Source organism: Pseudomonas sp. PDM32 (assembly GCF_019219225.1).
GTDB classification, from domain to species: domain Bacteria; phylum Pseudomonadota; class Gammaproteobacteria; order Pseudomonadales; family Pseudomonadaceae; genus Aquipseudomonas; species Aquipseudomonas laurylsulfatiphila.
The window spans coordinates 241183-260729 of sequence record NZ_JAHUWE010000002.1 but is presented as its reverse complement, the minus strand read 5'-3'; the positions used below and the strand labels follow the sequence as shown (position 1 = coordinate 260729).

Sequence of the window (19547 nt, the reverse complement as noted above, 5' to 3'; positions counted from 1 at the left end):
TCCTGGCAGGGCTGCAAACGACGCAGTATAACGGCGGCTGAACCGTTTCGCTCAGCCACGACGTTTTGTTTCAGCCTTCCAGTGAGCCACCGGCCAGGGCGCACAGCTGGATCGGGTCGATAATCCGGATTTCCTTGCCTTCTGCGGCAATCAGCTCGTTTTGCTGGAAGCGGGTAAAGACCCGGGACACGGTTTCCACCGCCAGGCCCAGGTAGTTGCCGATTTCGTTGCGCGACATGCTCAGGCGGAACTGATTGGCGGAAAAACCCCGGGCGCGGAAACGTGCCGACAGGTTGACCAGGAAGGTGGCGATGCGTTCGTCGGCGGTCTTTTTCGACAACAGCAGCATCATCTGCTGGTCGTCACGGATTTCGCGACTCATCACCCGCATCAACTGACGGCGCAACTGCGGCAGTTGCAGGGCCAGTTCGTCGAGGCGTTCGAAAGGAATTTCACACACCGAGGTGGTTTCCAGAGCTTGTGCCGACACCGGGTGCTTTTCGGTGTCCATGCCCGACAGGCCGACCAGTTCGCTGGGCAGGTGGAAACCGGTGAGCTGTTCTTCACCGCCGTCGCTCAGGCTGAAGGTCTTGAGCGCGCCGGAACGGACTGCGTAGACAGAATCGAAGGTATCGCCCTGGCGAAACAGAAACTCGCCCTTTTTCAGCGGCCGGCCGCGCTTGACGATTTCGTCCAGCGCATCCATGTCTTCCAGATTCAGCGAAAGTGGCAGGCAAAGAGGGGCCAGGCTGCAATCCTTGCAATGGGCTTGACTATGAGCGCGCTGTTTTACTGGCTCGGACATTTCTTCAATCCTTGTGGGAATTCACACATAAGACGTAAGGGTAACTCACCATAGGAGATCGAGGCCAGTCCGGGACGCTAGCTTGCAGAATTAGATCACCCGTGAAAATCGCTGGCGGCTGTGTTGTTCCAGGTACGCGTCGAACACCATGCACACCGAACGCACCAACAATCGCCCGGCGGGCAGGATGGTGATCCTGTCGCGATCGAGTTCGATCAGCCCGTCTTTGGCCATGCCTTGCAGTTGGGGCCAGAGTTCGCCGAAGTAGCCCTGGAAATCGATGTTGAAGGCCTGTTCGATGTCGGAGAATTCCAGGCTGAAATGGCAGATCAATTGCTGAATGACCGCGCGCCGCAGCCGGTCATCGGCATTGCACAGCAGACCGCGGCTGGTGGCCAGTTGCAGAGAAGCCAGGGTGTTCTGATAGTGGTTCAGGTCGCTGCTGTTCTGGCAGTAGAGGTCGCCGATCTGGCTGATTGCCGAGACGCCGAGGCCGATCAGATCGCAATGACCGTGGGTGGTGTAGCCCTGGAAATTGCGTTGCAGGGTCGATTCTTCCTGGGCTATAGCCAGCTCGTCGTCGGGCAGGGCGAAGTGGTCCATGCCGATGTAGCGGTAACCGGCGTTGATCAGTTGCTCGATGGTGCGCTGCAGCATTTCCAGCTTCTGCGCGGGTGTCGGCAGTTCATTGCTGTTGATGCGCCGCTGGGGCATGAAGCGTTCCGGCAGGTGGGCGTAGTTGAACACCGATAATCTGTCCGGTTGCAGGTTGATGACCTCTTCGACGGTGCGGGCGAAGTTCTCCGGCGTCTGCCTCGGCAGGCCGTAGATCAGGTCGATATTGATCGAGCGAAACTGCAAGGTGCGGGCAGCGTCGATCACGGCTCGGGTTTCTTCCAGGCTTTGCAGGCGATTGACCGCTCGCTGCACCGCCGGGTCAAGGTCCTGCAGGCCGATGCTGACCCGATTGAAGCCCAGTTCGCGCAGCAGTCCCATGGTCGACCAATCGGCCTCGCGTGGGTCGATCTCGATGCCGTAGTCGCCGGAATCGTCGTCCAGCAAATTGAAGTGCTTGCGCAAGTGTGCCATCAACTGGCGCAGTTCGTCGTGGCTGAGAAAGGTCGGCGTGCCGCCACCGAAGTGCAGTTGCTCGACTTTCTGCGTGGGGTCGAGGTGGCAGGCGATCAGCTGGATTTCCTGTTCCAGGCGCTGCAAATACGGCTGCGCCCGGCCGCGATCCTTGGTGATGACCTTGTTGCAGGCGCAGTAGTAGCAAATGTTTGCGCAGAACGGCACGTGCACGTAAAGGGACAATGGGCGTTGGGCCTTGCGGCTGTCGCGCAGGGCGTGAAACAGGTCGAAGGTGCCGACCTGGCTGTTGAATTGCACGGCGGTCGGGTACGAGGTGTAGCGGGGTCCCGCCAGGTCATAACGGCGGATCAGATCAGTGTCCCAACGAATGGCGTCGAGCATCATGCGGGCATTCCCCGGATAGGCTGGCAGTGTCGGCCACCTTATGCGAGGTCGGGGTGGGGCATCTTGATTTACATCAAGATCAAAAGATCGCAGCCTGCGGCAGCTCCTACAGGTGTACGCGAGCCATGTAGGAGCTGCCGCAGGCTGCGATCTTTTGCTTTTAATGCCCCATGAGCCAATGCTGATGCGGCCCCGGCAGTGTCCAGAGGCCAAACAGCATAACCAGCATCCCACCCGCCATGCGCACACTGCGCTTGCGCAACAGGGCGGTGACGCGCTCGGCAGCCAGGCCGGTCGCCAGCAATACCGGCCAGGTGCCAAGCCCGAACGCAAGCATCAACAGTGCACTGTCCAGCGCGTTGCCCTGGCTGGCCGCCCATAGCAAGGTGCTGTAAACCAGGCCGCACGGCAGCCAGCCCCAGAGCGCACCCAGTAGCAGCGCGCGCGGAACGCTCGATACCGGCAGCAATCGGTTGGCGACTGGCTGGATGTGCCGCCACAAGCCTCGACCGAGGCTTTCGATACGGATCAGGCCGCTCCACCAGCCTGCCAGGTACAAGCCCATGGCAATCAACAGCAAGCCGGCGAGGATGCGCAGGAACATCGCCGCCGGGCTGCTGGCCACGGCCCATCCGGCCAGGCCGATCAGCAGTCCGGCGCAGGCATAACTGAGAATCCGCCCCAGGTTGTAGGCCAGCAGCAGGCGAAAGCGACGGCTGCGTTGCTCCTTGGGAATCGCCAGGGTCAGCGCGCCCATCAAGCCGCCGCACATGCCCAGGCAATGGCCGCCGCCGAGCAAGCCAAGGATCACCGCCGATACCAGCAGTGGCGCCAGTTCAAGCATGGGGCGGGGCCTTGTCTTGCGGTTTGGCCGGTTGGCCGCTGGCTTCGTCGACGGCGGCGGTGTGGTTCGGGTCCTGATCGTCGAACAGGATGCTGTGGGCCGGGCCGTCGAGGTCGTCGTACTGCCCGCTGTCGACCGCCCAGAAGAAGATATAGACGGCGATGGCCACGATCAGCAGCGCAGCGGGAATCATCACGTAAAGAGCTGGCATCTGGACTCCATGCCCGCGCGGCTCAGGCCGGCAGAGGGCGGGTTTCTGGCGGGGTGTCGAGAGCGCGCTCACTCGGTATTCGAGTCAGGCGCAGCGCGTTCAGCACCACGGTCAACGAACTGATCGACATGCCTACCGCCGCCCAGACCGGAGTGATCCAGCCGAGGGCGGCGAAGGGCAACATGAGGCCATTGTACAGCCCGGCCCACAACAGGTTCTCGATAATGACCCGACGGGTGCGCCGCGCCAGGCTGAAGGCTTGCACCAGCGCGTCGAGGCGGTTGGACAGTAGTACCGCATCGGCACTGGTTTTCGCGAGATCAGTGGCCGAGCCCATGGCGACGCTGATATCCGCCGCCGCCAGCACCGGCACGTCATTGACCCCGTCCCCCAGCATCAACACCTTGCGACCTTCCTTGTGCAGTTGTTGCAGGACTTGCAGTTTGTCGTCCGGGCGCAAGCCGCCGCGCGCTTCGTCGATGCCCAGTTCTGTCGCCACGCTGGCGACCATCGGCGAGCTGTCACCGGACAACAACAGCGTGCGCCATCCCCGCGCCTTGCACGCGGCCAGCAAGGCCGGCGCATCGGCACGCAAGCGATCATCAAGGACGAGCCAGGCCAGCGGCCCTTCGCTGTCGCCGAGCAGCAGCCATTGGCCGGCTTCATCGGGTATCGGCGGCACCACGGCGCCACTGAGTTCGCAGACGAATCCCGGTTGACCGATGCGCAGGCGCCGCCCTTCAACCAGCCCCTCCAGGCCAAGACCCGGAGTGCTGTGGACTTCTTCGGCCGCCATCGGCGCACGACCGAATGCACGGGCGATGGGGTGTTCGGAGCGGTTTTCCAGGGCGGCGGCGAGGCCCAGGCATTGGTCGCTGTCGAGGGCGCCGAGGGGGCGGATCGAGCGCAACGCCAGTCGGCCTTCGGTGAGGGTGCCGGTCTTGTCGAAAATCACCGTGTCGATCTGGTTCAGGCCTTCCAGCACATGGCCGCGGGTCAGCAACAGGCCAAGTTTGTGCAAGGTGCCGGTGGCCGCAGTGAGGGCGGTCGGCGTTGCCAGCGACAAGGCGCACGGACAGGTCGCCACGAGCATCGCCAGCACGATCCAGAAGGCTCGCGATGAGTCCAGTTCCCACCACAACAGGCCAATGGCCGCAGCCGCGATCAGTGAAAACAGCAGGAACCATTGCGCGGCGCGGTCGGCGATTTCCGCCAGGCGCGGTTTTTCGGCCTGGGCACGCTCGAGCAGGCGAACGATGGCCGAGAGGCGCGTGTCCTGGCCCAGGGCCTGGACCTCGACGGTCAGTGCGCCTTCGACGTTCAGGGTGCCGGCGGTGACCGCATCGCCGAGGGTGCGAGGGTGCGGCAGGTATTCACCGGTCAGCAGCGACTCATCGATACTCGATTGGCCGTCGAGGATCTTGCCGTCGGCCGGGAGAATGGCGCCTGGATGAACCAGTACCTGATCACCGATGTGCAGTTCGCTGAGCAGAATGCGTTCGCTCTGGCCTTCAGGCGTCAAGCGCAGGCACGAGGCGGGCAGCAGATTCACCAGCTGCGCGGTGGCGGCGGCCGTGCGCTCGCGGGCGCGCCGCTCCAGATAGCGCCCAGCCAGCAGGAACAAGGCAAACATGCCGACGGCATCGAAATACAGTTCGCCGACCCCGCTGATCGAGGTCCAGATCCCGGCGACGTAGGCGCTGCCGATGGCCAGCGACACGGAAACGTCCATGGTCAGGTGGCGGGTGCGCAGATCGCGCATGGCGCCTTTGAAAAACGGCGCGCAGCTGTAGAACACGATCGGGGTGGTGAGGAACAGCGCGACCCAGCGCAGGATGGTGTGCAGTTCGGGACTGAGGTCGATGTTGAATTCTGGCCAGGTGGCCATGGTCGCCATCATCGCCTGGAACCACAGCAATCCGGCCACGCCAAGCTGGCGCAGGGCCAGGCGGTTTTCGCTGGCCAGTTGTTCGCTGGCACGGTCGGCCTGATAGGGGTGTGCGGCGTACCCGATGTGGCGCAGTTCGCTGAGAACCCGGCTCAGGGGTAGTTGCGCGTCGCTCCAGCGCACGTGCAGGCGGTGGTTGGACAGGTTCAGGCGCGCTTCGGCCACCGCCGGCAAGGTGCGCAGATGTTTCTCGATCAACCAGCCGCAGGCGGCGCAACTGATGCCTTCCATCAACAGTGTGGTTTCGGCCATTGCGCCATCGTGGCGGACAAAGGGTTGCTGCACATCGGCGCGGTCATAAAGCGCCAGTTCGTCGACCAGTTGTACCGGCAGCGCCTCGGGGTTGGCCGAGGCTTCGCTGCGGTGCTGGTAATAGCTATCCAGGCCGCCGGCGACGATGGCCTCGGCCACGGCCTGGCAGCCTGGGCAGCAGAACTCGCGGGACTCCCCGAGTACGACGGCGGTAAAGCGACTGCCGGCCGGGACGGGCAGGGCGCAGTGGTAGCAGGGGAGTGGGGTGGTGGTCATGGAGTATTCACTAGTACTGCTGAATCTCTGGCGTCTGATAGGGCCTCATCGCGAGCAAGCTCGCTCCCACAGGGATCATAGGTGTACTCAGGTTCTGAGCACGGTGGTGATCAATTGTGGGAGCGAGCTTGCTCGCGATGCGCGAAGCGCTTCTTTATTTTTTCAGGTCTTCGGCGCCTTGCAGAGGTTCATCACCGAGCAGCAGATCCTTGTCATGGTTGACCAGTTCTTCTTCGAACATGCGCCAGATATGGTCGTCCTGGGTGCCGAGCAATTCGACAAAGCGCCGGCCTTCGATCTTGTCGCTCAGTTGGCCGATGTAGCGACCCTGTTCGGTTTCGCTGCGGGCCAGGGTGATCTTGCGATCCTTTTCCGGCTGGGTCGGCGAGATCAGGTTCAGCTCCAGGGTTTTCGGATGGCTGTCGCCGCTCAGGCGCAGGTCAACTTCGCCGGTCACGTCATCGAGATGAATACTGGCGCGCATTTTCAGGTTCTGGGCCAGCAGCTCACGGTCGAGGGAGCGGTTGATGCCTTTGCCGGCCTCGTAGTAGTTGTCGTTGACCAGGTTGTCCGGGTTCTTCACTGCGATGGTCACCATGGACAAGGTCAGCGTCACCGAGCAGGCCAGGATCCCGATGATGATCCATGGCCAGAGGTGCTTGTACCAGGGGCTTGCGGCAGTTGCTGCGGGCATGTTCAGTTCTCTCAACGATTGTGTGGGCCGATGAACCGGCTCTTGGCTTCAATGTGGACGCTGTCGTCATCGGCATCCTTGAGGATGAATTTCACGTCGTTGGTGCTCGACGGCAGTTGTTCCGGTGCGACGGACAGCTCGGCAGGCTGGCTGACGATCTCGCCGGCCGCGACCTTGATCTCGCGCCGGCCCTGCAATTTGAGATCCGGCAGGCCGGAGGCTTCAAGCAGGTAGGTGTGGTCGCGCTGGTCCTTGTTCATGATTTTCAGGCTGTAGACGTTTTCGATCCGGCCTTCGGCGTTCTCGCGGTACAGCACGCGGTCCTTGCTGACATCGAAACCCACCAGCGAACGCATGAAAAACGCGGTCACCAGCAAGCTGATCATCGCCAGCAGTACCACGGCATAGCCGATCAGGCGTGGACGCAGTTTATGGGTTTTCTGCCCGGACAGGTTGTGCTCGGTGGTGTAGCTGATCAGCCCGCGCGGGTATTCCATCTTGTCCATGATGGCGTCGCAGGCATCGATGCAGGCGGCGCAGCCGATGCATTCGATTTGCAGGCCGTCGCGGATGTCGATACCGGTCGGGCAGACCTGGACGCACATGGTGCAGTCGATGCAGTCACCCAGGCCCTGGGCCTTGTAGTCGATGCCTTTCTTGCGCGGGCCACGGCTTTCGCCGCGGCGCGGGTCGTAGGAAACGATCAGGGTGTCCTTGTCGAACATCACGCTCTGGAAGCGCGCGTACGGGCACATGTAGATGCACACCTGTTCGCGCAACCAGCCGGCGTTGCCGTAAGTGGCGAGGGTAAAGAAACCCACCCAGAAGTAAGACCAGCCATCGGCCTGACCGGTGAAGAAGTCGAACACCAGATCGCGGATCGGCGAGAAGTAACCGACGAAGGTCATGCCGGTGACGAAACCGATCAACAGCCACAGGCTGTGCTTGCTGAACTTGCGCAGGAACTTGTTGGCGCTCATCGGCGCCTTGTCGAGCTTGATGCGCTGGTTGCGATCACCTTCGGTGACTTTTTCGCACCACATGAAGATCCAGGTCCACACGCTTTGCGGGCAGGTATATCCGCACCAGACCCGTCCGGCGTACACCGTGATGAAGAACAGGCCGAACGCGGCGATGATCAGCATGCCGGACAGCAGGATGAAGTCCTGGGGCCAGAAGGTGGCGCCGAAAATGAAAAACTTGCGCTCCGGCAGGTTCCACCAGACCGCCTGATGACCGCCCCAATCCAGCCACACCGTACCGAAATACAGCAGGAACAACAGGGCACCGCCGGTCATCCGCAGGTTGCGGAACAGGCCGGTGAAGGCGCGGGTGTAGATTTTTTCCCTGGAGGCGTAGAGGTCGACGCTGTTGTTCGCGTTCTTGGTGGGTGGAGTGACGTCGTGTACCGGAATCTGGTTGCTCATCATTGCATCCCACGGCAGTGGAAAAGTGCCTCGGTCAGTACGTGCCGACCGCGGTCAAAAAGGGGTGTTGCAGTGGCGCAATGATACGCCTGTCGCTCTAGCCTGCGGGTGCGACCTTTGGTCGCGTTGGGTAAAAATCATGAATGGTGTAGCGAATGTAACAAAACGTGATCTGAGTCAATTGACTTGTGAAGTATGGACGGTTTTCAGCAAGGCCGCGCGCAATCGTTGACGATGACGTGGCCTGTGTTGTTGTGGTTAGTGTAAACAATCAGTCCATATCGGCGGGGTGCGGATATCAGTGGGTTGATGCGCGGGAAATATCTTAACTTGACTGTCCTGCTTTGATTGTTTGATGTTTTGTTTTCCGTCCAATAGTTTAAGGGTTGGGTGCGGATAAGTTCTATTCGTGCGTTATCAATTCTATGGATGGAAGTTTTTCTATGTTTTCTCATGAAAGTATCAAGGTTTTTGCCTGTCTGCTGTTGTTCTCGGTATCTACTGTTGTGCATGCGGTCGAAGGGATGCCTCGTCATATGGTTTTTGCGTCTGATCCGCAATATCCATGGACGGAAAAATCCGATAGTGGCGAGCCTGAGTCCGCTGCGGATTTTGAAAAACGCTCCAAGTGGCTGGTGGATAGCCAGTTCTCGAGCATTGCCGACTTCCGCATGAAGCATGGCTCGCCGTCGCAGGTGCCGCTGATGATCAATGGCGACATGACGGCGTTCGGTCATGGGTGGCAGCGCTCCTACATTAATTCGGTATTGAATAAATACTTTGGTGATGACTACCTGTACGGTCTGGGCAATCATGACTATCAAAATAATGTGGATGATTGTTTTAGTAATAGCTGCGCTGCAGGCAGTATCGTGGACTTCAAAGAGCATCACCAGGGTAAGGTCGAGGAGTTTGACCTGGATATAATTGGTGGGGCTCTAAACAGGTTGTATGCGGGTAGTCTCGCTTACTCGAAAAATATAGGCGAGGTTCATATGGTACAACTCAATAATGAGCCGACCTACAGTGTCCGCATCTCTAGTCCGTTGAACCCGACGACATTCGAAATCACCAGTTCGCTCGACTGGCTGGAGAAAGATCTGAAGGTTGCCCGGGCTCAGGGCTACGCGATCATCATCAACATGCACAAGCCGGACGGCATGATGGGGGATTGGGAGCAAGTAAAGCGTTTCCGGGAAATGGTTGCCAAATATGAGGTCACGGCCGTCTTTGCGGGTCACTACCATCAGGACGGAGGACAGGTCTCCAGCCTGAATGGCGTGCCAATGTTTCTCAGTGGCGGCGCTTCCCAGGAGACTTATCTGATTGCCAGCTTTTCCGACGATCGCAAGCAGCTGCATGTCAGCCTGGTGGAGAACAACGACTGGCAGGCGCGTCAGTTGATCCGGACGGTGCCGGTGAAATCGATTTTTGCCGGCTGACCATAAAAAGGCCGCGCCAGATGACTGGCGCGGCCTTTCCTGTTGCCGAAAGCGTAGGCCTTACTGAGACGACTATAGACGATTTATCTTTTTCTCCGTTGAGCTTCAACTGAGGGAAGGATACATCCAATGTCTACTGCATAAAGAATACATTTTTAACTTTGGTCATGCTTTGTGATTATTGGTAGATGGATGTTTTGTTCTTGATTTAATAAGTTGTTAGTGCGGTGGCAATAAAATTCTATCGTGCGTCGTATATGCTTTAAATGTCTACTTAAGGATGAGTAAAAATGTCTAATGATGATAAAGGTTGCACTCGAGCAACTCAGACGGTTGGGCCAATCACTGTCGAAGCTCATGAGCCTGGTACAGATTGCACGATTCCGGCACCCGCTACGACTGTCGATACGCTGGAGTCGACAGCGCAAGAAGCCCGGTTAAGACGATTTTCAAACAAAAAGAAAGGGACCGGCGGTCTGGATAGTTTGGGTGGCGGTAACCTTCCTTGATTACAGCCAGTACACATGAATGCGAAGTGTATTCATGAACGTCTAAAAACCGCTTCGACAACTAAAATGGCGAAGTCGTTTTTTATTAGTTGATCGAAGGGGGCGTGAAAAATAATAACCGGGAGGACTTGCCAGCAAGTCCACGGAGCTGTGCGCAAATAAGTGTGCATGGACTTGAAATGAAAACGGCCCCGCCAATGTGATTTGGCGGGGCCGTTTTTTGTTGTTTCAAGCCTTTGCCTTATTCGGCGTCCGCTGCCTTCTCTCCGTGAGACAGGCTGTAGACGTAAGCGGCCAGCAGGTGAACCTTGTCGTTACCTTGCAGTTGCTCTTGCGCAGGCATCTGGCCCTGACGGCCGTAACGGATGGTCTGCTGCAGTTGAGCGAAGCTCGAACCGTAGATGAACGCTGCCGGGTGAGTCAGGTTGGGTGCGCCCATCGCTGGGGTGCCCTTGCCTTCCGGACCGTGGCACGCCACGCAGTTGGCGGCGAACAGTTTCTGTCCGGCAACCGGGTCGGCCTTGGCGCCTTCCGGCAGCTTGCGGCCATCGAGGTTGGTCAGGACAAACGCGGCCACGTCGGCCACGCCTTGCTCGCCGATCACTTCAGCCCACGCCGGCATCACCGCATGACGGCCGCCCATGATGGTGGTCTTGATGGTTTCCGGCTCGCCGCCCCAGCGCCAGTCGGCGTCGGTCAGGTTAGGGAAGCCATAGGCGCCCTTGGCGTCGGAACCGTGGCAGACCGAGCAGTTGGAGGCGAACAGACGCCCACCCATCTTCAGGGCTTGCGGGTCCTTGGCCACTTCTTCGATTGGCATGGCCGCGAACTTGGCGAAGATCGGACCGAACTTGGCGTCCGACTTGGCCATTTCCTTTTCCCACTCGTGGACGCCGGTCCAGCCGGTCTGGCCGTTGGCGAAGGGGGTCTGCTTCTCGTTGTCGAGGTAGCCGTAACCCGGCAGCAGGCCTTTCCAGTTACCCAGGCCCGGATACAGCGCCAGGTAGCCCAGTGCGAAGATGATGGTGCCCACGAACAGCATGAACCACCATTTCGGCAGCGGGTTGTCGTACTCCTCGATCCCGTCGAAGGAGTGCCCGACCGTCTCGTCTGTCTGCTCGGTGCGCTGGCCCTTGCGGGTCGACAGCAGCAGCCAGGTCAGGGAAAAGATCGTACCGAGACTGAGGACTGTGACGTACAGACTCCAGAATGTAGTCATTCTTTGTTACTCCTAGAAGCTTGCTCGACGTGCTTGATGGCTTCGGGATCATCCGCGAAAGGCAGCAAGGTCGCGTCTTCAAACTCCGACTTGCGCTTGGGACTGAACACCCACAGTGCCAGTCCGATGAAGGCCACCATCACGACAACGGTGCCCAGGCCACGAATCATCCCGATATCCATCTAATTCACCGTTTGCTTTTGATGATGGTGCCCAGGCCTTGCAGATAGGCCACCAGCGCGTCCATTTCGGTTTTGCCCTTCACGGCATCCCTGGCACCGGCGATGTCTTCGTCGGTGTAAGGGACGCCGAGCGTGCGCAACACTTCCATTTTCTTGGCGGTGTCTTTGCCGTCGAGCTTGTTTTCCACGAGGAACGGGTAGGCCGGCATTTTCGACTCGGGCACGACGTTGCGCGGGTTGTACAAGTGCGCACGCTGCCAGTCATCGGAGTAACGACCTCCGACACGGGCCAGGTCCGGACCGGTACGCTTGGAACCCCACAGGAACGGGTGGTCCCAGACGCTTTCACCGGCGACCGAGTAGTGGCCGTAGCGTTCGGTTTCAGCACGGAACGGACGGATCATCTGCGAGTGGCAGCCGACACAACCGTTGGCGATATAAACGTCCCGGCCTTCCAGTTCAAGGGCGGTGCGGGGCTTCATGCCCTCGACCGGCTTGTTGGTGACGTCCTGGAAAAACAGCGGAACGATCTGGGTCAGGCCGCCGACGCTGACGGCGATGACCATGAAGAAGGCCAGCAGGCCAATATTCTTCTCGACTGCTTCATGCTTCATCAGTGAGCTCCAACTACGACGATCTGTTCGGCGGCTTCGGCTTCAGCCGGGTTCGAGGCGCGTACGGTACGGAAGACGTTGTAGGCCATGAACAACATGCCGGTGGCGAAGAACGCACCGCCCAGGGCGCGAACGATGAAGCCCGGGTGGCTGGCTTGCAGCGCTTCGACGAACGAGTAGGTGAGGGTGCCGTCGTCGTTGATTGCACGCCACATCAGGCCCTGGGTGATGCCGTTGACCCACATCGAGGCGATGTAGAGCACGGTACCGATGGTCGCGAGCCAGAAGTGCGTGTTGATCAGGCCGGTGCTGTGCATCTGTGCACGACCGAACAGTTTCGGGATCATGTGGTAGATGGCGCCGATCGAGATCATCGCTACCCAGCCCAATGCACCGGCGTGTACGTGGCCGATGGTCCAGTCGGTGTAGTGCGACAGCGAGTTGACGGTCTTGATGGCCATCATCGGGCCTTCGAAGGTCGACATGCCGTAGAACGCCAGGGACACCACGAGGAAACGCAGGATCGGGTCGGTGCGCAGCTTATGCCAGGCGCCCGACAGGGTCATCATGCCGTTGATCATGCCGCCCCAGCTTGGTGCCAGCAGGATGATCGACATCGCCATGCCCAGCGACTGCGCCCAGTCCGGCAGTGCGGTGTAGTGCAGGTGGTGTGGACCGGCCCAGATGTACAGGGTGATCAGTGCCCAGAAGTGCACGATCGACAGGCGATAGGAGTAGATCGGACGCTCGGCCTGTTTCGGCACGAAGTAGTACATCATGCCCAGGAAGCCGGTGGTCAGGAAGAAGCCCACGGCGTTGTGGCCGTACCACCACTGGATCATTGCGTCAGTCGCACCCGAGTAGGCCGAGTAGGACTTGAACAGGCTGACCGGCAGCGACATGTGGTTGACGATGTGCAGCATCGCGGTCACGACGATGAAGGCGCCGTAGAACCAGTTACCCACATAGATGTGCTTGGTCTTGCGCTTGACGATGGTGCCGAAGAACACCAGACCGTAGGTGACCCAGACAATGGCCAGCAGAATAGCCAGGGGCCATTCCAGTTCCGCGTATTCCTTGGTGGTGGTGAAACCCATCGGCAAGGTAATGATCGCGCCGACGATCACCGCTTGCCATCCCCAGAAGGTGAAGGCAGCGAGGCTGTCGGAAATCAGTCGCGTTTGGCAGGTTCGCTGCACGACGTAATAAGAAGTGGCAAACAGTGCACATCCACCGAAGGCGAAAATCACCAGGTTGGTGTGCAGCGGGCGCAGGCGTCCAAAGCTCGTCCATGCCAGACCGAAGTTCAACTCCGGCCAGACCAGTTGCGAGGCGATGAAGACACCGAGCCCCATGCCAAGGATCCCCCAGACCACCGTCATGATGGCGAACTGGCGGACTACCTTATAGTTATAAGCAGTCGGACTGATTGCTGTGCTCATTCTAAGGTTCCACGGTTTGGGTGTTTTATTAGGATTAAAAATCGGCCGCAAGTATGGAGAAAGCAGGGGGTCATTGCAACGCGCCATGACCTGGGTCAATGCTTTCAAATGCTGATTCTGCGGCCTTTCCATGCGCCGCGTAGGGACAAAATTGCCCGCGGGCAAAACGTCCCGGCGGACTGATCAGGCGAGGGGGTCAGGTCGGATGTAACGGGGTGTGTTCAAACGCAACGTTTGGCTGACCGAAGGCAACTGGCGCGACAGCCGGTATCTACCAGCCTTTGCGGCCTGTCATCGGGCAGATTCGTCGAACACATCGTTCAGGGTCGACCTGGAACCGGCACCGGCCAGTCCGCATCGGGGGAAGCTTAGACCTGAATCCGGGGAACCGAAAGGAAGAGTCAAAGAGGGTGCGACAATGCGTCGCAAAGGGGCAGGGAACTGCCGCATCCGGGAGAATGCGGCAGCAGAGCGGTCGGGATTTATTCGCGGTTGTCTTCAGCCTGCAGGCGCTCGGTATTCAAACCGTGGGACAGGCTGTACACATACGCGGCCAGCAGTTGCACCTTGTCATTGCCGAGCAGTTCGTTCTGCGCCGGCATATGGCCTTGGCGACCATGCCGAATCGTCTGTTCAAGCTGCGTCAGGCTGGTGCCGTAAATGAAGCCGGCCGGGTGCGTCAGGTTCGGCGCGCCCATGGCTTCGGTGCCCTGGCCGTTTGCTCCATGGCAAGCGACGCAGGTGGTGCTGAAGGCTTGCTGTCCGGCCTGCAGGTCCGCCTTGCTGCCTTCCGGCAACGGCAGGCCGGCCAGATCATGACGCACATAAGCGGCGACGTTTTTCACACCCTCTTCCCCCAGCACTTCACCCCAGGCCGGCATCATCGCCATCCGGCCACCCATGATGGTGGTCTTGATGGTTTCTGCGCTGGCACCCCAGCGCCAGTCGCTGTCGGTCAGGTTGGGGAAACCGAATGCACCCTTGGCATCCGAGCCGTGGCACACCGAGCAGTTGGAGGCAAACAGGCGGCCGCCCATTTTCAGCGCTTGCGGGTCTTTGGCGACTTCTTCCACTGGCATGGCCGCGAATTTGGCGAAGATTGGTCCGAACTTCGCGTCAGCCCTGGCCATTTCCTTTTCCCACTCGTGGGCGCCGGTCCAGCCGTTCTCATAGCCGGGGAGGACGCCTTTCCAGTTGCCCAGGCCCGGATAAAGGATCAGGTAGCCGACGGCGAACACCAGCGTGCCGGCGAACAGCATGAACCACCATTGCGGCAGCGGGTTGTCGTACTCCTCGATGCCATCGAAGCTATGGCCCATGGTCTGGTCGACGCTGCCCTTGGTCTCGCCCTTGCGGGTGCCGATCAGCAGCCAGGTCAGGCCGATCAGGCTGCCGATGGTCAGTACGCAGATCCACGTACTCCAGAAGGTGGTCATGGCCGGGTACTCCTTGTTGCTGAATCTTCGGTGATGTCGGGTTGTGGCTCGTCGGCGAACGGCAGCAGGCGCGCTTCGGCGAATTCCGGGCCGCGCTTGCTGTTGAATACCCACAGCGTCAGGCCGACGAAGGCCACGAACACGACGACTGTGCCCAGGCCGCGGATCATTCCAGTACTGAGTTCAACAACCATGGCTCACCTCTTGCTCTTGATGGCAGTGCCGAGCACTTGCAGGTAGGCAACCAGTGCATCCATTTCGCTCTTGCCCTTGAGCGAGGCAACGGCGCCGGAGATGTCTTCGTCGGTGTACGGCACGCCCAGGGTGCGCATGGCCTTGATCTTGGTTTCGGTGTGGCTGCTGTCGAGTTGATTGGCCACCAGCCACGGGTAGGCGGGCATCTTCGACTCCGGCACGACGTTGCGCGGGTTGTACAAGTGCGCGCGGTGCCAGTCATCCGAGTAGCGCGCCCCGACCCGCGCCAGGTCCGGCCCGGTACGTTTCGAACCCCACAGGAACGGGTGGTCCCAAACGCTTTCGCCGGCCACCGAGTAGTGCCCGTAGCGTTCGGTCTCGGCGCGGAACGGACGGATCATCTGTGAGTGACAGCCGACACAGCCTTCGCGGATGTAGATGTCGCGGCCTTCCAGTTGCAGCGCGGTGTAGGGCTTCATGCCTTCCACCGGCTTGTTGGTCACGTCCTGGAAGAACAGCGGGACGATCTGGGTCAGGCCGCCGATGCTCACGGCCAGGATCATCAACAGCAGCAACAGGCCGACGTTTTTCTCGATAGTTTCGTGTTTCATGGCGGACTCCTCAGGCCATCTGCGCGGCAGCGGCGACTTCGGCAGGCTGCGAGGCCCGCACGGTGCGCCAGGTGTTGTAGGCCATCAGGAACATGCCGCTGAGGAAGATCGCGCCGCCCACCAGCCGCACGACGAAGCCAGGGTGGCTGGCCACCAGGGTCTCGACGAAGGAGTAGGTCAGCGTGCCGTCCTCGTTCACCGCACGCCACATCAGGCCCTGGGCGATGCCGTTGACCCACATCGAGGCGATGTACAGCACTGTGCCGATAGTGGCGAGCCAGAAGTGCGCGTTGATCAGGCCGATGCTGTGCATCTGCTCGCGTCCGAAGACTTTCGGGATCATGTGGTACAGCGCGCCGATGGAAATCATCGCCACCCAGCCGAGGGCACCGGCGTGTACGTGGCCGATGGTCCAGTCGGTGTAGTGGGAGAGGGCGTTGACCGTCTTGATCGCCATCATCGGCCCTTCGAAGGTCGACATGCCGTAGAACGCCAGGGACACCACGAGGAAGCGCAGGATCGGGTCGCTGCGCAACTTATGCCAGGCGCCCGAGAGGGTCATCATGCCGTTGATCATGCCGCCCCAGCTCGGCGCGAGCAGGATCAGCGACATCACCATGCCCAGCGACTGCGCCCAGTCCGGCAGCGCGGTGTAGTGCAGGTGGTGGGGACCGGCCCAGATGTACAGGGTGATCAGCGCCCAGAAGTGCACGATCGACAAGCGATAGGAATACACCGGGCGCTCGGCCTGTTTCGGCACGAAGTAATACATCATGCCGAGGAACCCGGCGGTGAGGAAAAAGCCCACGGCGTTGTGGCCGTACCACCATTGCACCATCGCGTCGGTGGCACCGGAGTACAGCGAGTAGGACTTGGTGAAGCTGACCGGCAGTTCCATGTTGTTGACGATGTGCAGGATCGCCACGGTGATGATGAACGCACCGAAGAACCAGTTACCGACATAGATGTGTTTGGTCTTGCGCTGCATGATCGTGCCGAAGAACACGATGGCGTAGGCGACCCAGACAATGGTGATCAGGATGTCGATCGGCCATTCCAGCTCGGCGTATTCCTTGGAGCTGGTGTAGCCCAGCGGCAGGCTGATGGCTGCCAGCAGGATCACAAGCTGCCAGCCCCAGAAGCAGAACGCGGCGATTTTTGGCGCAAACAATTGCGTCTGGCAGGTGCGTTGCACCGAATAGAACGAGCTGGCGAACAGCGCGCAGCCGCCGAAGGCGAAGATCACCGCGTTGGTGTGCAGCGGGCGCAAGCGGCCGAAGCTGGTCCAGGGCAAATTGAGGTTGAGTTCGGGCCAGACCAACTGGGCAGCGAGAAAAACCCCGAGCCCCATGCCGACGATGCCCCACACCACCGTCATAATGGCGAATTGGCGGACCACCTTGTAGTTGTAGGCGGTACTGATAGAAGTGTTCATGGTTCCCCATCCACGGTTCAGCCGAAGTGAGCGCACTCGCGCAAGGCAGCGCACCCTTCGGCCGGAGTTATAGGCAGACTAAAAGCGAGGCAAGCATGGACAAAGGGCACAAGGCCGGTATTGACGGGGATCAATGGGCGCAGTGCGTGCGGGATCATGGATGGTTGTGGAATGCCGCTGCCGGCAAGGCAGCGGCGACGCTGATCCTCGCCCACGGTGCCGGCGCACCGATGGACAGCGACTGGATGAGCGACATGGCTGCACGCCTCGCCGCACAAGGCGTCAACGTATTGCGCTTCGAGTTTCCGTACATGGCGCAGCGGCGCATCGACGGCGGCAAGCGCCCACCGAATCCAGCGCCGAAATTGCTCGAATGCTGGCGTGAGGTGTATGCCCAGGTGCGACGCCATGTCACTGGGGCGCTGGCGATCGGCGGCAAGTCCATGGGCGGGCGCATGGCCAGTTTGCTCGCCGATGAGTTGGGGGCGGATGGGCTGGTGTGCCTTGGGTATCCGTTTTATGCGGTGGGCAAGCCGGAGAAACCTCGGGTCGAACATTTGGCTTCTTTGAAAACCCGAACCCTGATTGTGCAGGGCGAGCGGGATGCTTTGGGCAATCGCGAGGCGGTCGAGGGTTACACCTTGTCACCGAGCATTGAAGTGTTCTGGCTGGCGGCGGGGGATCATGATTTGAAGCCGCTGAAGGCTTCCGGGTTTAGTCATGAGCAGCATTTGACGGCTGCGGCGTGCAGGGTGGCTGGGTTTTTGTAGGAAGCAAGATCAAAAGATCGCAGGCTGCGCCAGCTCCTACAGGGGCTGGCGCAGCCTGCGATCCTTGTTAATCAATCACACCACTGATCCCTGTAGGAGCTGCCGAAGGCTGCGATCTTTTGACTTTGCTGTCAGCGGTTGAACCGCTCCACCAACGAATACTGGGTATTGGCCGTCTTGGTCAGCTCTTCACTCAACAACGCCGAGTTCTGCGCCTGTTCCGAGGTCTGGTCCGCCAACTCCGAGATGTTGCTGATGTTGCGGCTGATTTCTTCGGCCACGGCACTTTGCTCTTCGGTCGCGGCGGCGATCTGGGTGGTCATGTCGGTGATGTTGGCCACCGCTTCACTGATTCCCACCAGCGCCTGGTCCGCTTCCAGCACCCGCGCCACGCCTTCTTCGGCCTGGCGATGCCCGGCTTCCATGGTTTGCACCGCAGTGCCGGCGGTTTGCTGGAGCTTGGCGATCAGCGCATGGATCTGCCCGGTGGACTCGCTGGTGCGTTGCGCCAGCTGACGGACTTCGTCGGCCACCACCGCAAAACCACGACCCATCTCACCGGCACGGGCCGCTTCGATGGCAGCGTTCAGGGCCAGCAGGTTGGTCTGGTCGGCGATGCCTTTGATCACGTCGACCACGCCACCGATTTCGTTGCTGTCCTTGGCCAGCTGGGTCACGGTGACGCCGGTTTCACCCACCACCACCGACAGGCGCTGGATGGCTTCGCGGGTTTCCCCGGCGATGTCACGACCGCGACCGGTCAGCCGATTGGCTTCCTGGGTGGCATCGGCGGTGCGTTGTACGTGGCTGGCGACTTCCTGGGTGGTCGCGGCCATCTGGTTGACCGCGGTGGCCACCTGCTCGGTCTCGACCCGTTGACGTTCCAGGCCACTGGAGCTGTTGTGCGCCAGGGCATCGGACTGCCTGGCCTGGTCGGTCAAGTGCTCGGCTGTATCCTGCAGTCGCGTCAGACAGGTTTTCAAGCGGGCTTCCTGGCTGAGGATGGACATCTCCAGCCGCGCCTGGGCACCGCGACTGTCGGTGTACATCTGTGCGATCAACGGATCGGAGGTGGTCTGCTCGGCCAGGCGCAGCAAACGCTTGAGGCCGCGCTGTTGCCACTGGAGGCCCATCAGGCCCAGCGGCACCGAAAGACCGGCGGCCAGGGCAAAACCCCAATGGGAGTTCAGCGATGCACCGATCATGAAGCTCAACTGGCTGACCAGGATGAACGGCAGCCAGTCCTGCAGGATCGGCAGCCATTTGTCCGAGGAGGGAATGGCTGACTTGCCCTGGTTGATGCGTTGGTAGAGCGCTTCGGCACGGCGGATCTGTTCGGCGGTGGGCTTGACCCGCACCGACTCGTAACCGGTCACCTGATTGCCTTCGAAGATCGGTGTCACATAGGCGTTCACCCAGTAGTGGTCACCGCTCTTGCAGCGATTCTTCACAATGCCCATCCATGGCAAGCCTTGTTTCAGTGTGCCCCACATGTGTGCGAACACCGCGGCCGGGACGTCAGGGTGACGGACCAGGTTGTGCGGTGCACGGATCAGCTCCTCTCGGGAAAACCCGCTGATTTCGACAAAGGCGTCGTTGCAGTAGGTGATCATGCCCTTGGCATCGGTGGTGGAAATCAACCGTTGCTGAGCCGGGAAGGTCCGCTCGCGTTGTGTAATTGGCTGGTTGTTACGCATGGCTTTTTTAATCCGCAAGGCTTTCAAGTGCTGTATCGGCGAGGTCGGCGGATTGTTGAGTT

At 60.2% G+C, this 19547-nt stretch carries 18 protein-coding genes; 2 read left to right on the top strand and 16 right to left on the bottom strand.

Annotated elements, in window-relative coordinates; all coding sequences use genetic code 11:
* Window positions 1–70: 70 nt before the first annotated feature.
* From fnr to ccoG, 7 genes are all read right to left on the bottom strand, one after another.
* Entirely contained in the window at window positions 71–805 is a 735-nt protein-coding gene (gene fnr / locus KW846_RS04705) for a fumarate/nitrate reduction transcriptional regulator Fnr (protein WP_007971448.1), read from the bottom strand.
* A gap of 90 nt (window positions 806–895) precedes the next feature.
* Window positions 896–2278, bottom strand: coding sequence for an oxygen-independent coproporphyrinogen III oxidase (gene hemN / locus KW846_RS04700; protein WP_218481675.1), 1383 nt, complete (start codon window positions 2276–2278; stop codon window positions 896–898).
* Between the two features lie 163 nt (window positions 2279–2441).
* Complete coding sequence (locus tag KW846_RS04695) at window positions 2442–3125, bottom strand: sulfite exporter TauE/SafE family protein (RefSeq protein WP_218481485.1); 684 nt, start codon at window positions 3123–3125, stop codon at window positions 2442–2444.
* Entirely contained in the window at window positions 3118–3336 is a 219-nt protein-coding gene (ccoS, locus tag KW846_RS04690) for a cbb3-type cytochrome oxidase assembly protein CcoS (RefSeq protein ID WP_007971444.1), read from the bottom strand. Before ccoS ends, KW846_RS04695 begins: the two co-directional genes overlap by 8 nt.
* Window positions 3337–3358: 22 nt before the next feature.
* A complete protein-coding gene (locus tag KW846_RS04685) occupies window positions 3359–5812 on the bottom strand; it encodes a heavy metal translocating P-type ATPase (protein WP_218481484.1) in 2454 nt (817 codons plus the stop codon).
* A 154-nt stretch (window positions 5813–5966) separates the two neighbouring features.
* Window positions 5967–6506, bottom strand: a complete 540-nt coding sequence (locus tag KW846_RS04680; RefSeq protein WP_116582849.1) for a FixH family protein — start codon at window positions 6504–6506, stop codon at window positions 5967–5969.
* Window positions 6507–6517: 11 nt separating this feature from the next.
* Window positions 6518–7933, bottom strand: coding sequence for a cytochrome c oxidase accessory protein CcoG (ccoG, locus tag KW846_RS04675; RefSeq protein ID WP_116582848.1), 1416 nt, complete (start codon window positions 7931–7933; stop codon window positions 6518–6520).
* A 443-nt stretch (window positions 7934–8376) separates the two neighbouring features.
* Here ccoG and KW846_RS04670 point away from each other — a divergent pair, with 443 nt between their 5' ends.
* A complete protein-coding gene (locus tag KW846_RS04670; protein ID WP_218481483.1) occupies window positions 8377–9375 on the top strand; it encodes a metallophosphoesterase in 999 nt (332 codons plus the stop codon).
* Window positions 9376–10125: 750 nt separating this feature from the next.
* Here KW846_RS04670 and ccoP (KW846_RS04665) read toward each other — a convergent pair.
* From ccoP (KW846_RS04665) to ccoN (KW846_RS04630), 8 genes are all read right to left on the bottom strand, one after another.
* Window positions 10126–11103: a cytochrome-c oxidase, cbb3-type subunit III gene (gene ccoP / locus KW846_RS04665; RefSeq protein WP_218481482.1), complete on the bottom strand. Its 978-nt coding sequence runs from the start codon at window positions 11101–11103 to the stop codon at window positions 10126–10128.
* Window positions 11100–11285 (bottom strand): CcoQ/FixQ family Cbb3-type cytochrome c oxidase assembly chaperone, encoded by a 186-nt coding sequence (locus tag KW846_RS04660; RefSeq protein WP_003175465.1) that lies wholly within the window; start codon window positions 11283–11285, stop codon window positions 11100–11102. Before KW846_RS04660 ends, ccoP (KW846_RS04665) begins: the two co-directional genes overlap by 4 nt.
* Window positions 11286–11290: 5 nt before the next feature.
* Window positions 11291–11899 carry a cytochrome-c oxidase, cbb3-type subunit II gene (gene ccoO / locus KW846_RS04655; protein WP_011333287.1) on the bottom strand — a complete coding sequence of 203 codons (609 nt, stop codon included), beginning with the start codon at window positions 11897–11899 and terminating at the stop codon, window positions 11291–11293.
* Window positions 11899–13341 (bottom strand): cytochrome-c oxidase, cbb3-type subunit I, encoded by a 1443-nt coding sequence (gene ccoN / locus KW846_RS04650; RefSeq protein WP_102698755.1) that lies wholly within the window; start codon window positions 13339–13341, stop codon window positions 11899–11901. The genes ccoO (KW846_RS04655) and ccoN (KW846_RS04650) overlap by 1 nt, the downstream gene beginning before the upstream one ends.
* Before the next feature lie 482 nt (window positions 13342–13823).
* On the bottom strand, window positions 13824–14777 hold the full coding sequence (gene ccoP / locus KW846_RS04645; protein ID WP_218481481.1) for a cytochrome-c oxidase, cbb3-type subunit III: 954 nt from the start codon (window positions 14775–14777) through the stop codon (window positions 13824–13826).
* Entirely contained in the window at window positions 14774–14971 is a 198-nt protein-coding gene (locus KW846_RS04640) for a cbb3-type cytochrome c oxidase subunit 3 (RefSeq protein ID WP_218475019.1), read from the bottom strand. Before KW846_RS04640 ends, ccoP (KW846_RS04645) begins: the two co-directional genes overlap by 4 nt.
* Before the next feature lie 3 nt (window positions 14972–14974).
* The gene (gene ccoO / locus KW846_RS04635; RefSeq protein ID WP_007974128.1) at window positions 14975–15583 is read right to left on the bottom strand and encodes a cytochrome-c oxidase, cbb3-type subunit II; all 609 of its coding nucleotides are present in this window, start codon (window positions 15581–15583) and stop codon (window positions 14975–14977) included.
* 10 nt (window positions 15584–15593) lie between these two features.
* Window positions 15594–17018: a cytochrome-c oxidase, cbb3-type subunit I gene (gene ccoN / locus KW846_RS04630; protein ID WP_218475016.1), complete on the bottom strand. Its 1425-nt coding sequence runs from the start codon at window positions 17016–17018 to the stop codon at window positions 15594–15596.
* Between the two features lie 95 nt (window positions 17019–17113).
* On the opposite strand from ccoN (KW846_RS04630), the gene KW846_RS04625 reads away from it, so the two are divergent.
* Entirely contained in the window at window positions 17114–17788 is a 675-nt protein-coding gene (locus KW846_RS04625; RefSeq protein WP_256356600.1) for an alpha/beta family hydrolase, read from the top strand.
* A gap of 131 nt (window positions 17789–17919) precedes the next feature.
* On the opposite strand, the gene KW846_RS04620 is transcribed toward KW846_RS04625, so the two are convergent.
* Window positions 17920–19485, bottom strand: a complete 1566-nt coding sequence (locus tag KW846_RS04620) for a PAS domain-containing methyl-accepting chemotaxis protein (RefSeq protein ID WP_126046451.1) — start codon at window positions 19483–19485, stop codon at window positions 17920–17922.
* Between the last annotated feature and the right edge of the window lie 62 nt (window positions 19486–19547).